We start from the raw sequence: 14,447 nt of genomic DNA, 5'->3' as shown, positions 1-14,447 counted from the left end.
GGATTTAAACCGGGCTCAAACGAACATGCCTATTGACAATGGCTTTCTCATATTAGAAGAGGGGTCGACGCCGTTAAGGCATTGACCCCTTGAACTAAGTAACGGCGCTGCCCAGCTATCACCCTTGGGCTGCCGTCGACTTTATTCTACCCACGGTTGCCAGGTTTAACAAATGAATTTTCAGTAATGGAGCCTCGGAGCCCGCTCGCTCAACCACCTGGCCATCGGATTAGCCGGATTCTGGGACACGCCTTCCGTCCCAGGCCTCTACCGGAAAATGCGTCCCACCCTGAGGCTCGATTCCGGGACACGGTTTCCGTTTGAAGCCCCGATGGGAAAGCGTGTCCCGTTCCGAGAGCTCATTCCGGGATGCAGTTTCCGCTAGAGATGCCACCGGGAAAGCGTATCCCGTTTTGGAGCCGAATTCCGGGTCGTAGTTTCCGCCTGAGGGCCGATCCGGAAACGGCATCCCATTCTGAAGCCGAAATCTGGAACGCACTTTCCGCCAAAGGTCGCAAAAGGAAAGCACATCCCATTCCCGGCATCAAATCAGGACGCGCTTCATTATCCCCGCCCTCACATCTCGTCAAACGAGATCAGCTTGACGTCTCCCCTACTCTCCGCGGCATCCCGACATCCCTGCGTAAAGCCGCTTTTTGAGAAAAGTGCATAGCTTTTTCGTTGCCGTCTAAAGAGCTCACTTCGGTGCACGAGCTTTTGCAGCACGTCTTCGCCCGCCGGTTCATTGCGCCATTTGCACTCCGCAAACAGCGCAGTGCCCTCGCCATCGTCAACAATCAAGTCGATTTCTTCCTGCGTATGCGTGCGATTATCCGTCCCCCACCAGCGCCCGACACTCGCCGGAACCACATCGAGCTGGCCCGCGCGCGCGAGTTCGTACACGTATTGTCTGCATATAAGCTCAAAGACCGTACCCATGTAATCCGATACGTGCGGCTCAATGCGCTTATACGCCATCTCGGCCATATCGTTTTGAATCAGCCCGATGTTCTGCGGAACAAACTTGTACCAGAACCTAAACATCTGGTCGCTCAGCAGATACACGGCTCGCTTATTGCTCGTTTCGTTTAGGGGCAGCTCGCGCTCGACAATCCCAAGTGACGCCAGCTTATCCACATAGCTCTTTACGTTGCTCGCAGGGATTCCCGTAGAGCTCGCAATCTCCGAGATCCTCGAGCGCCCCTGAGCAATTGCTTGCACGATCGCATCATATTGCTCGGGATTGCGGCACTCTTGCAATAGCAGGTTACTCGGCTCCTCAAAGAGATAGCCCGTAGGAGTAAGAAAAAGACGTTTGATGTTGTCCTTGAGCGGTGCGGCAGGATCGACTTTCTCGATATATGCAGGAATGCCGCCCGTCATGCCATAGCAAACTGCAGCGTCTTCGCGACCCATGCTCTGCCACAGGCCGAGGGTCGTCATAAAATCGAGCGGCAAGATCTTAAACTGGGCCGTACGCCTACCGTATAGTGGGCTCTCGTAGCCCAACACCTGTTCCTCCATAAACGAAAGAGACGAGCCGCACAGGATAAGCATGAGCTTGGTCTCTTTGTACAAGTGATCGATCTTGTCTTGCAGCAACGAGCTGATCTCGGGATTCGATTGGGCGAGATAGGGATACTCGTCAATCACAACAATCAAACGTTCCGTGCGAGCCATGGTGGCCAACGCATCGAACGCCTCGTCAAAACTACGAAACGACACACCTGCAGCACCAACCGAACCCGCAAGTATCGCCTGGCTAAAGCCGTGCAGGTTTGCCACTGCATTGGTACGACGAGCTTGAAAGTAAATAGCCTTCTTGTCTTGGATGAATTCTGTGATGAGACGCGTTTTGCCCACACGACGACGGCCGTAAATCACAGGCATCTCAAAGGAGCCCGTGCCATACAGTCGATTGAGCTCGGACATTTCCGCCGTTCTTCCGATAAACATAGGGCCATCCTTCCTTTGCGTTATAGCTAGCTATATTATACTTTCCTATAATATAGCTAGCTATAACGCAATTCGACAAGCGGCGCACGAAAAGGGGCGGTACACCACCGCTCATGGACCGTTCTGGAAAATGAATCCCGCTCTGAGCGCTCATTCCGGGGTGCAATTTCCGCCAGAGACGCCGCCGGGATAGCACATCCCGGTTTGGAGCCGAAATCTGGGATGTAGTTTCCGCTTGAAGGGCGATCCGGAAAGCACGTCCCATTCCGAGCGGCAATTCCGGGTCACGGGTTCCTCAGGTACAAGACGACGATCCGCCGCCCTTATCACAGGCCTTCAAACATGCGATCCAGAAACGCAAAACAGCAGATAGAATGCTCTTTTTCAAAAAAGTACACGTCCTGAAACTTACCAAGACTTCATATCTCGTCACCGTTCAAGGTCGCCGATTACCGCCCACCGATTCAAACAAGAAATATGTCGTCAAAAGCAGGTCATCTACCTGCATGGTTAGATTTTGGTCAGCTTTTGGTCAGCTGAGCGGCAAGTTCCAGCTGATACGTTTTTGCTACCCAAAAGGAGGCGGTAGCTCATGACCCATTGCAATGACCAGCTCATCGACCAACTGCCCACTCAAGCCGAACAAGAGGGGCGCTGTCTGATTCCCCCGAGTACGGCGATCCGAAAAGCGCTCCTTCGGCGCACCGGCGGCACGGTTGTCTCGCCCATGCCGGGGTTGTTTGCGCGAAAAACGCGCTGGGATGAACTCAACCGAGCGCAACGCCATTGCGAGATTATCCGCGCCCTTGCGATCATCCATCCCGATTGGACGTTCTGCTCGTTTTCGGCAGCTTGCCTGCTGGGGCTCGAGGTCTCGTGGCGACACCTGAACGTCGTGCATGTTTGCAGCTCGACAAAGCCGTCGGCTCGTCCGGGCGCACATATTCAGCGACACCAGATTGAGCCGGCCGGAGCAATACGCAGGGCCGGCATATCGGTAACGCCGCCCATCCAAACGGCCACAGATTGCCTGCTGCAAACTGGTTTTGCCGATGGCATGCCCATTGCCGATTCGGCGATCTCAAAGCTCGGCGTTGCGCCGGAACAGCTGATGGAGGCCGTTGAGCAACGAGTGACCGCCCGCAATGATCGCGCGATTCGCACCGCCCTCACAACGCTTCGATATGCCGACGCCCGCGCCGAGAGCGGCGGGGAATCGGTCGCCCGAGCCGTCATGATCGAGACGGGCTTTGCGCCCGACTGGCTTCAATACGAGCTGACGGACCCCTTCGATTCGGCCAAGCCCATACGAACGGACTTTGCCTGGGAGCGTCAGGCGCGGGAACTCACGCTGGGCGAGCTCGACGGGCTCATCAAATATACCGACCAGACCATGCTGGCCGGACGCACCACCGCCGAGGCGCTCGTTGCCGAACGACAGCGCGAGGCGCACCTATCGCTCTACGGCCACCCTCTGCTGCGCTTTACCATGAACGAGGTCCGCTCGACAGGAATGCTCGCCAAAAAGCTGCAGACGGCAGGCATCCGGCAGACCGCGCTGCCGACATGGCTCAACGATATTGAGCTGTAGGAGCTGCTGAGCTTATGCCCGCCTGCCCACCAAACTGGGACACACTTTCCGGTTGGCAGCACCCGCGGAAACCATGTCCCAAATTGAGCGCTCAAAACGGGATGCACTTTCCGGATGGCGGGCCTAGCGGAAAGCACGACCCGTTCCGAGACCGAATTCCGGGACGCCGTTTCCGCTTGAGGCTTCAACCGGAAAATGCATCCCACGCTGGAGCCATATTCCGGGACACAGTTTCCGCCTGAGGCCGATCCGGAAGTTGCATCCCATTCTGAGGCATGATTCCGGGACGCAGTTTCCGCATGCGGAGGCGCTCCAAACAAAAGGCCCCGACTCACGATGGAGCTGGGGCCAGAGGCGCAGCATATGCAGTTGATGTTGAGCGCGAACAGCCCGTCAGCAAGGGTCGTCCGCACCCTACCCTACCCGCGGTTGCGAGCGCGGCTGTAGGGCGTATCCACCATGGGCAGATCGGGACGCAGCTTGCCGTCAAATGCGCGATAGGCGTTCTGTACGGCGGGTGCCGTGGGGATCGTTGCGATCTCGCCGATGCCCTTGCCGCCGTATGCCACGGGCAGCAGCTCGTCCTTCTCCACGTAGATGGCATGGATATCCGGAATCTCGGGCGCACGGAACAGCCCGAGCGTACCGTACCTTGCCTGGGGCACGCAGTCCTTGAGCGGCCAGTCCTCGGTAAGCGCATAGCCCATACCCATGAGCACACCGCCTTCGATCTGACCCTGGATGGAGATGGGGTTGACCACCTTGCCGGAATCGTGCGCGGCGTAGACCTCGCTCACGCGGCCGTCATCATCCAGAATGACCACATGCGTGGCAAAGCCGTAGCAGATATGGCTCTTGGGGTTGGGAACATCCGCACCCAGTTTGTCGGTCGGCTCCAGGTACACGTAGCCAAACTCGCATCCCTCAAGCGCCTTGATGGCGGCCGCGGGATCCTGAGGATGCATACCCTGGCCGGCGACGAGCTCCTGCGTGCGCAGCTGGTAGGCGCGACCGTCATCGTACTCGATCTTGACGCCGTCGCCATGCGCGCTCACGGGAGCATCGGGCGCGGGCTTGCCGGCCTCGATGCCAACCATGGCATCGCGCAGCAGGAAGGCGGCGCCGCGCACGGCCTCGCCGGTCACGACCGTCTGACGCGAACCAGACGTGGTGCCGGAGTCGGGAGCGTTCTCGGTGGAGCACTCGCCGTTGGCGATGCAGCGAAGCGGCAGGCCGCATGCCTCGGCAACGTCCTGCAAAAAGACGGTGTTACAGCCCTGGCCAATGTCGGACGTGGCGGCATAGACCACGGCCGCGCCGTTCTCGATGCGAATCTTGCAGCGGCCGGCATCGGGCAGGCCCACGCCCACGCCGGCGTTCTTCATGGCGCAGGCGATGCCGGCGTGTCCGGGATGCGCATAGTAGGCATCCTTGACCTCGAGCAGTGTCTCCTTCAGCGCCGTGGAGCAGTCGGCAATCTGACCGTTGGGCAAAACCTCGCCCGGCTCGATGGCGTTGCGGTAGCGAATCTCCCACGGATCCAGGCCGACCTTCTCGGCCAGCAGGTCGATTAGGCTCTCGAGCGCAAACTCGGACTGGCAAACGCCAAAGCCGCGGTACGCGCCGGCGGGCGGGTTGTTGGTGTAGTAGCCATAACCGCGAATATCGGTGTTCTGGTACTTGTAGGGGCCGACGGCATGTGTGCAGGCGCGCTCGAGCACCGGGCCACACAGCGACGCGTAGGCGCCGGTGTCAAAGTTGATCTCGCAGTCCAGACCGGTAAAGTTGCCCTCGGCGTCGCAGCCCAGCGTAAAGGTACCGTCCATGGCATGGCGCTTGGGATGGAAAGCGAGCGACTCGGCACGCGTGAGCTTGCACTTCACAGGACGCTGAAACTTATATGCGGCGAGCGCGGCCAGATGCTGGATGGACACGTCCTCCTTACCGCCAAAGCCGCCGCCCACGAGCATGGTCTCGACGACCACGCGCTCGGGTTCGTTGTCCCAGCCAAACATGTGGGCACACTCTTTGCGCGTGTCGTAGGCGCCCTGGTCGGTCGACTGCACCTTGACGCCGTTCTTGTACGGGAAGGCAACGGCACACTCGGGCTCCAAGAAGGCATGCTCGGTAAAGGGCGTGGTAAAGCGCTGCGTCACGGTGAACGCGCTTTCGGCCAGCGCCTTGGCGGCGTCGCCGCGCGTCACGTGGCGGCTCTGGCACACGTTGTCCTTGAGCTCCACCGTGTTGCCAAAGGCAAAGAAGCTGTCATGCAGGCGCGGAGCGTCGGCGGCCCTGGCCTCGACAATGTTGCGCACGGGCTCCAGCGGCTCGTAGTCAATCTTTACGAGCTTCTTGGCCTTCTCGAGCGTCGCCTCGTCCTCGGCGACCACCAGCACGATGGCATCGCCCACGCAGCGGGTGATATCGCCCTGAGCGATCATGACGTCCCAGTCCTGGATAAGGTGGCCGACCTGGTTGACCGGCACGTCCTCGGCGCGCAGGATGCCCACCACACCGGGCAGGGCCTCGGCCTTGGAGGTGTCGATGGAGAGCACGCGGGCGCGCGGATACTTGGAGCGCACGGCGCTGGCATAGGTCAGGCCCGGCTGATCGAGCTCGTCGATGTCGTCGGGATACTTGCCCTCGCCGAGCACCTTCTTGCGCACGTCAATACGAAAGGCGCGCTTGCCCACGCCGTAGTCATCGCCGCGCTCCAGGTCCTCGTCGATCTGCTTTTCGCCGCGGAGCACCGCAGCGGCCAGCGAGATGCCCTCGATAATCTTTTTGTAGCCGGTGCAGCGACAGACGTTACCGCGAATGGCGTACTTGATCTGCTCCTCGGTGGGCTCGGGGTCCTCGGCGATGAGCGCCGCACCCGCCATGACCATGCCGGGAATGCAAAAACCGCACTGCACGGCGCCCACGGCGCCAAAGGCGTACACAAAGGCCTCGCGCACGTCCTCGGGCAGGCCCTCGACGGTCACGATGTTGCGGCCGGCGGCAAGAGCGGTGGTCAGCACGCACGCCTTGACGGCCGCACCGTCCACATGGATGGTGCAGGTGCCGCAGGCGCCCTCGGAGCAGCCGTCCTTGGCGGAGTGAATGTGCAGGTCGTCGCGCAGATAGCGCAGCAGTGGTTTATTCTCCGTCGTCGTGTGCTCGACACCGTTAACGGTAAAAGTGAATTCCTGTGCCATGGTGATTCCCTTCTACACGCCGGCGGCGATGCCGGTGCGGTCGTGGATGGCGCCATGCGGGCAGACGACGGCGCACATGCCGCACGACAGGCAGTCCACGCCGTCGATATGGGCGCAGTTGTCCTCGATGCGGATAGCGCCGGCAGGGCACTTTTTGGCGCACATACCGCAACCGATGCAGCTCGTGTCGCAAATCTTGCGCGCAATGGCACCCTTATCGGTGTTGTTGCAGCGCACCAGAATGTTCTGGTAGCCGGGGACGAAGGCAATCACGCGCTGCGGGCACGCCATGCCGCACAGGCCACAGCCCGTGCACTTTGAGCGATCCACGCGGGCGATGCCATCGACCAGCGCAATGGCACCGTGGGGGCAGGCCGTGACGCAGGCGCCACAGCCAATGCAGCCTTCGCTGCAGCGGGCGTCGCCGCCTGCGGAGGCGCAACCGCTTCCGCAGGCAACGTAGGCCACGTTATGTTGAATGGATTTGGCCATAAGAGACTCGCCTATTTCTTAAGGAGATACGGATAGTTGTCGCGCACAGCCCTGATGGTCAGGCGGACGGCCTCGGGAAGGCCGGTGTTGACGGCATCGACCGAGACGGTGCGGACCGTGCCGGCGACGCGGACCTTAAAGTGGTCCTCGTCCACAGCCAGGAAGCCCTCGTTCTCGGAGTTCTCCATGTCCTGCTCGCTCCAGAACAGGGTGAGCTTGTCCTTGTAGGGACGGCCCTCCTGGTAGGGACAGAACACGGCGCAGTTGCCGCACTCGTTGCACATGCCATCGACGTGGACGACCTGATGCTTGGCCAGGCCCGGCACCTTAATTGCCACGTTGGCACGGTTGGGGCACACATCGCAGCAGACCTCGCACACCGAGCCGCAGCCCAGGCAGCGAGTCTTGGTGCAGTTGCGCTTGTCGCGGCACAGCGACCCCTTGCGCTCGTAGCAAGTGTCCTCGCGGCCGGCCTGCTCGTTGCAGTCGGCGTACTTGTTAAAGTCCACGCCGGCGATGGCGCGGGCGACCTCGGCGGCATCGGCAATAGCCTCGACCACGGTGGCAGGACCGCGGCGGCAGTCGCCCGCAGCCCAAACGCCCTCGACGCCAGTGGAGGTGGCGGCAAGGCGGCCGCGACGGTCGTGCTCGACACCCGCGGCATCGTACAGGCTGGCATCGATGCCCTCGCCCACGGCGCAGATCACCGTGGTGGCGGAAAGCTCGACGGTCTCGCCCGTGGCGACGGGGCTGCGACGGCCGCTTGCATCCGGCTCGCCAAGCTCCATGACGTCGCAGGTCAGCACGGCGCCGTTAAGCGCCTTGGGGACCAGCAGCTCGCAGAACTCAACACCGTCGGCAAGAGCAAGATCAAGCTCTTCCTCGTCGGCGGGCATCTGCTTCTTGGTGCGGCGATACACCAGGCGCACGTTCTTCACGCCGGCCAGGCGCTTGGCCACGCGAGCCGCATCCATGGCGGTGTTGCCGGCGCCAATGACCACGACGTCCTCGCCCAGCTCGAGCTTCTCGCCCCTCTTGGCGGCCTCGAGGAACTCCAGCACATCGAGCTCGGCGCCCTCGCCCAAGCCCGCAGAGCCGGGCATCCAGGCACCGGTGGCCACGACCACGTCGGTAAAGCCCTGGGCCTTGAGCTCGTCGATGGACTCCACGCGGGCGTTGAGCTGCACCTTGGCGCCAAAGGCCAGACAGAGCTCGGCATCGTGGGAGATATCGTCGCTCGCAATGCGGAACTCGGGAATGACGTGACGAACCACGCCGCCGAGCGAATCGCGAGCCTCAAAGATGGTGACGGGCACGCCGGCACGCGTCAGGAAGAACGCCGTCGCCAGACCGGCCGGGCCGCCGCCGATAACGGCAACGTTGCGCTCGCTGTCGTTGGCGATGGCCTGAGCACGCAGCTTGGGCAGCACGGCGGTCATGGCCTCGCGGGCGGCCTTGAGCTTGCTGGCGCGAATCTGGGCGCCCTCGGGCTCGTAGAATGCACGCTCGCAGGCACGGCCGCAGGGATGCGGGCAGATGGTGCCAGTAATGAACGGCAGGGCGTTGCGCTCGATGATGATGTTGAGTGCGTCCTCGTAGCGGCCCTCGTCAACAGCCGCCAGATAGGCGGGAATATCCTGCTGGATGGGGCAGCTCGTGCGGCACGGCGTGGTAAAGCAGTCGGAAAGCGGGCTCTTGCCGGCGACCTTGCGGTCGGGCAGCGGGCGCAGCGGCTTCTTGTAGAGCGGATTGGTGAGCGAGTCGGTCTGGATCGCCGTCACGGCCTCGAGAGAGACGCCCGCGAACGGCTTGCCGTCCAGGTCGGTAAACTCGCCGGCCATCTGGCTAAAGCGCTCGTAGCCACCGGGCTTGAGCACGTCGGTCGCCAGGGTAACGGGCCAAATGCCGGCATCGTACAGGGCGCGGATGTTGTAGACCGTGGCACCGCCGGAGTAGCTGATGCGCAGCTTGCCATCAAACTGCTCGGTAATGCGACGGGCGGCCTCGATGGTCAGTGAGAACAGCGAACGGCCCGACATGTACATCTCGGTGGAAGGCAGCTCGTTCCTCGTCACGTCGACGGGGAAGGTATTGGTGAGCTTGACGCCAAACTCCAGGCCGCGCTCGGCGCACAGGGCAATCAGGCGCTCGAACATAGGCACGGCATCGGCCCACTGCAGGTCCTCGCGGAAGTGCGTGTCATCGAAGACGATGTAGTCAAAGCCCAGCTCGTTGAGGCGCTGGCGAGCAAACTCATAGCCCAGCAGCGTGGGGTTGCACTTGATGTAGGTGTTGAGGCCCTTCTCGGTGATGAGGTAGGTCGCGATGCGCTCGATCTCGGCGGGCGGGCAGCCGTGCAGGGTAGACTCGGTGATGGAGTTGGAGACGCGTGCCGGGATGGACTCGACGAACGCGGCGTCGACATGCTCAAACTTGTCCAGGTTGGCGAGCGCCCATGCGCGGCACTCGTTCCAGACGTCGGAGCCGCTGGCGTCCTTCATGCCCTCGATGTAGGCGTCGACCTTGGGGCTCTTGATGCCCTCCAGGTCATAACCCACGGACATGTTGAAGACAAAGCCGTCCGGGCTGCCCAGGCCGTACTCGCGAGCGATCAGGTGGCAGGCAAACCATGCCTTCACGTACTCGGCAAAGGCCTGCGGAACCTCGAGCTCGGTCGACCACTCGCAGTTGTAGCACTCGTCCTGTGCCACGATGCAGGGCTTGTTCACACACTTGGAGAGCTCCTCGCCGTCCATAACCTGAACGGTCTTGAGCTCAAAGAAGCGGGAACCGGCCACATAAGAGGCCACGATGTTCTGGGCAAGCTGCGTGTTGGGTCCGGCGGCCGGGCCAAACGGGGTCTCGATGCGCTCGTCAAAAATGGGAAGCGCACCCTCCTGGTTGGCCGTGACCATCTTGCGCACGCCAAAGACGGCGCCCTGAGTCTTGTGCTCCTCGATGATCCAGTTCATCAGCTGCGAAAACGGGATCGGCCTCATGATGTCGCTCATAGTGAGCTCCTCTCTGTAACGCCCGGCGAGACCGCGCGGCGGGCGCAAATACGGTGTAGCGCTAGCACAGCGCCGGCGACCCCGCGGAGGTCGCCTATACGCGCGTCGAATGCGGCGAAACACCCGACGCGCGTGAATCTACTTGTGAATTAGTAGGTGCGATCGTTGAGCGTGCTCCAGAGCTTCTTGGACTCAGCCATGGTCCACGCGTTGATCTTGTCCTCATCAATCCCAACGAACTCGCGATCCTTGTACAGGACGCGGCCGTTGATGATGGTGGTGCGGCAGTTTTTGCCCATCATGCCAAAGAGCATGTGGCCGTCGATGTTCTCCTCGCTCAGCGGCGTAAAGGGCTTGTAGTCCATAACGATAACGTCGGCGGCAGCGCCGGCCTCGAGCACACCAAGCTTGCGATCGAAGTACTTGCTCGCCATCTTGGCGTTGTTCTCAAACAGCATCGTCATGGCCTCGCACCAGCCCACGTTGGACATGGCAGCGTTGTGGCGCTGAATGATCAGGAAGACCTTAAGGCTCTCGAGCATATCGTGGGTGTAGGCGTCGGTACCCATGCACACGGGGATGCCGCGGCGGAAGAACTCGAGCACGGGGGCGCAGCCCACGGCGTTGCCCATATTGGATTCGGGGTTGTTGACCAGCCAGGTGCCGGACTCCTTGACGATATCCATCTCGGCAGGCGTCACGTGGATGCAGTGGCCCAGCATGGTGTCGGGACCAAGCAGGTTGTGCTGCAGCAGGCGCTCGACGGGGCTGATGCCACCGCGGTTGAGGCGGGAGTCCCACACGTCATTCATGCCCTCGCACACATGGATGTGGAAGCCGGTCAGGCCGTTGTTGGCCTCGGCCATCTTGTCCATGGTCTCGTCCGACAGCGTAAAGGTGGCATGCCCGCCAAACATGGCAGCGATCATGTGGTTGTCGTTATCGCGACGCTCCTTGGCGGCCCACTGGGCAAATTCGGCGTTCTCGGCAATGGCCTGGTCGCATTTTTCCTGGCCACGGCGATCGGAAACCTCGTAGCACAGGCACGAACGCATGCCCAGCTCCTGAGCTGCATCCTTAATGGTAAAGAGGCTTCCCGGGATCTCGCAGAAGCTCGCATGGTGATCGAAGATCGTGGTGACGCCATCACGGATGGAGTCCAAAATCGTGGCATAGGCGCTGGCCTTGGTGCCGTCGAGCGTCAGGTTGTCGTCGATCTTCCACCACTGCTGCTCAAGATTCTCCAGGAAGTTGGTGGGGTTGCAGCCCTTAATGGCAAGGCCGCGGGCCAGACCCGAGTAGATGTGGGTGTGGCAGTTGATGAGTCCGGGCATGATGAGGTTGCCCTGGGCATCGACGTACTCGGCATCCGGGTACTTGGCCTTGAGCTCGCGCTCGGGGCCCACTTCGACGATCGTATCTCCGTCAATGGCGACCGCACCGTTTGGAATAAACGGGGTCTGAGCGTTGCGGGTAAAGACGGAACCGTTAGCGACCAGAAGCATGGATGCTCCCTTCAACATCAGAGGCGGGGTTTGACACCTCTGACATGGCGGAGTGCGAAGCGCCGGCCTACACCGGAAACGGGCCCTCTCCCGTCAACGCTTCACCAAAGGGACAAACCCTTTGAAGTGCGGCTTGGTGCCGCATGGCGTCGGCGGACGAGGCGATGCGTCCGCCGACGAATAGCACCGAATTGGTTACTTCTTGCTCTCGGGCAAGACCAGATCCACGGCAGCGTCCTTGGCAGCATCGATGTGCTGAGCCACGACCGGCGTCTGCGGAAGGATCAGGTTAAGGACAATGGCCATGATGGCGGTGGGGGTTACGGCATTGGAGCCGATGACGGTGGACACCCAGGCGGGCATACCCTCGCCGGCAAGGCAACCGCTGGCCATCCAGATACCCAGGCCAAAGACGACGGAGGTGCCGACGATGGTGGTAGTGCGCTGCGTGAGGCCCTCGCGGGTGAACATGCGCACGCCGTTCATGGTGATGGTGCCAAAGACGCCGACGGTCGCGCCGCCGATGACGGGCTGCGGGATAGCGGAAAGGACGGCAGAGAGCTGCGGGAACAGACCGGCGATGGCAAAGACGGCCGCAATGATCACAAAGACCCACTTGTTGACGACCTTGTTGGAGCAGATGATGCCCACGTTCTGGCCAAGGGCGCTGGTGGGAAGACCGCCCAGCAGACCGCCGACCATAGAGGTGAGGCCCTGGGACACAATAGCGCCGGAGAGCTCGCGCTCGGTGGGCATACGGTCGATGGAGCCCAGGCAGGCGGCGGAAACGTCACCGATAACCTGGATGGCGACCATGGGGAACACGACAGCGAGGGTAATGCAGACCTCGGGATCAAACTCGAGCGCGTAGGGCATGAGCTTGGGAAGGGCGAAGACCTGGGCGGTAGCGACGCTGGAGAAGTCGATCATGCCAAAGGGGATGGAGACGATCATGCCAACAATCATGCCAAAGAACACAGATCCCAGCTTGAGCGTGCCCTTGCCAAAGTTGGCGAGCGCAAAGACCACGGCGAAGGTGATAAGAGCAACGCACCAGGCCTGCGGGGTGCCCCACAGCGGCGTACCCATACCGCCGGCCATGTACTTGACGGCCGTGGGATAGAGAGAGACGCCAATGGAGAAGATGACCGTACCGGTCACGACGGGCGGGAACAGCCACTTGATCTTGCTGTAGGCCAGACCAAAGAGGACCGCGACGGCGCCGCCGACGATCTCGCCGCCCAGCAGCGCACCAAAGCTAAAGCCCGAGGCACCCATGGCCTGGAGGGCCGGGAGGAACGCGAACGAAACGCCCATGACGATGGGCAGGCCGCCGCCGATGCGACGGAAGGGAGCGAAGGCCTGAAGGGCCGTGTCGATTGCCGAAAGAATGAGCGCGACCTGGATGATGTCGGTGCTCTGCTGGCTATTAAAGCCGTAGACGCCGGCCATGATGACCGCCGGGGTAATGATGCCGGCAAACGATGCCAGTACGTGCTGAAGGGCACACGGGATCATTTCCTTAACGGGAGGCATGCCTTCGCGAGTGAACAGGGCTTCAGTGCCGTTCGTAACCGTCTCCTGGGTCATTTGACCACCAATCCTCGAAGTAGTTGTTTTCGCATCTAACGCTCTATTGTGACGCAGTGCGGGGTTGAGGTTGTGCCTTCATTGCATATCGTATTAAAGATGATTCTCATTCTCAATAATAATTTTTTGTTATCAGACTATTCTTCAGCTGAAATAACGCATTTCCGCAGGTCAGAAAAGTGTCTGGTAAAAATAGCATCTAACTTTTCTTTTGGTCAACCGTTTACCGCTAAATTCCTACCGTTCGTCTGCATTACGCAATGTACCTGCGGATATACGAGATGATGGGCAGCGTGTTACCATGAGAAAAAATTGTTATGAACATTTCCGATTTCACCCAAAGGAGTTGCCCGTGAACGAGACCGTACGTCGCTTTTTGCCGATGGTCGATTTTCTGGAGCAGATACTCGGCAAAAACAGCGAAATCGTGCTGCACGATTTCTCGGATCCCGACCACGCCATCGTCGATATTCGCAACGGCATCGTGAGCGGCCGCAAGGTAGGCGGTCCCGCCACCGATCTGGCACTCAAGATCATGCACGATCCCAAGTATCGCGACCTGCCGTTTATTACGGGCTACGAGGGGCGCGGTGCCGGCGGCAAGACGCTGGAGTCGGCGACGTACTTTATCCGCGAGAATGACGAGATCGTCGGTATGCTCTGCGTCAACACCGACCTCTCGACCGTGCGCTCCATCAACGCCATGGCGCAGCAGCTCATGGCGTGCTTCGACGCGGCGCCGACGCGCACGGAGCCCGCCCCTATCGAGGTCGAAAGCCTTTCAGAGTCCACACAGGAGCTCATCGACCGCAGTATTGCCGAGCTGCTGAGCGCGCGCGGGCTGGATGTGGCGTCGCTTGGCCAGAGCGACCGCGTGGACGTCATTCGCCACCTCAACGGCAACGGGGTGTTCATGCTCAAGGGCGCCGTGGCCTGCGCCGCCACCGCGCTGGGCATCTCGGAGCCCAGCGTCTACCGCTACCTGCAAAAAGTTCGCAAGGAGGGCTAACGAGCAACATGGAGCGCGGCTCCACAAGCGATCCGTCACTTGACAAAAGACCCTGCAGCTCGCACTGCGCTGCAGGGTCTTTTTGCATGTCATGTT

Annotated in this window: 8 protein-coding genes; 2 read left to right on the top strand and 6 right to left on the bottom strand. The window is 60.9% G+C overall.

The features are described from left to right. Window positions 1–576 precede the first annotated feature (576 nt). Complete coding sequence (locus tag FGQ61_RS05155) at window positions 577–1,956, bottom strand: ATP-binding protein (protein ID WP_138374789.1); 1,380 nt, start codon at window positions 1,954–1,956, stop codon at window positions 577–579. Window positions 1,957–2,548: 592 nt separating this feature from the next. Between FGQ61_RS05155 and FGQ61_RS05150 the strand changes: the two genes are divergently transcribed. Further along, window positions 2,549–3,547 (top strand): hypothetical protein, encoded by a 999-nt coding sequence (locus tag FGQ61_RS05150; protein ID WP_138374788.1) that lies wholly within the window; start codon window positions 2,549–2,551, stop codon window positions 3,545–3,547. A gap of 419 nt (window positions 3,548–3,966) precedes the next feature. Here FGQ61_RS05150 and xdh read toward each other — a convergent pair whose 3' ends face one another. The 5 genes from xdh to FGQ61_RS05125 form a co-directional block, all read right to left on the bottom strand. After that, the gene (gene xdh / locus FGQ61_RS05145) at window positions 3,967–6,744 is read right to left on the bottom strand and encodes a selenium-dependent xanthine dehydrogenase (protein ID WP_138374787.1); all 2,778 of its coding nucleotides are present in this window, start codon (window positions 6,742–6,744) and stop codon (window positions 3,967–3,969) included. Window positions 6,745–6,756: 12 nt separating this feature from the next. Next, a complete protein-coding gene (locus FGQ61_RS05140; protein ID WP_006235055.1) occupies window positions 6,757–7,236 on the bottom strand; it encodes a 4Fe-4S binding protein in 480 nt (159 codons plus the stop codon). Between the two features lie 11 nt (window positions 7,237–7,247). Then, entirely contained in the window at window positions 7,248–10,247 is a 3,000-nt protein-coding gene (ygfK, locus tag FGQ61_RS05135) for a putative selenate reductase subunit YgfK (RefSeq protein ID WP_138374786.1), read from the bottom strand. A gap of 149 nt (window positions 10,248–10,396) precedes the next feature. Further along, on the bottom strand, window positions 10,397–11,752 hold the full coding sequence (ssnA, locus tag FGQ61_RS05130) for a putative aminohydrolase SsnA (RefSeq protein WP_138374785.1): 1,356 nt from the start codon (window positions 11,750–11,752) through the stop codon (window positions 10,397–10,399). Between the two features lie 195 nt (window positions 11,753–11,947). Continuing rightward, window positions 11,948–13,342: a uracil-xanthine permease family protein gene (locus tag FGQ61_RS05125; RefSeq protein WP_055285183.1), complete on the bottom strand. Its 1,395-nt coding sequence runs from the start codon at window positions 13,340–13,342 to the stop codon at window positions 11,948–11,950. Window positions 13,343–13,694: 352 nt separating this feature from the next. Here FGQ61_RS05125 and FGQ61_RS05120 point away from each other — a divergent pair, with 352 nt between their 5' ends. After that, window positions 13,695–14,351 carry a helix-turn-helix transcriptional regulator gene (locus FGQ61_RS05120; RefSeq protein ID WP_249360945.1) on the top strand — a complete coding sequence of 219 codons (657 nt, stop codon included), beginning with the start codon at window positions 13,695–13,697 and terminating at the stop codon, window positions 14,349–14,351. The last annotated feature ends 96 nt before the right edge of the window (window positions 14,352–14,447 follow it).

It is taken from the genome of Collinsella aerofaciens, assembly GCF_005844325.1.
GTDB classification, from domain to species: Bacteria; Actinomycetota; Coriobacteriia; order Coriobacteriales; family Coriobacteriaceae; genus Collinsella; species Collinsella aerofaciens_G.
Note: the sequence above shows the minus strand (reverse complement) of the source record. Positions and strands in the feature narration are given on the sequence as shown.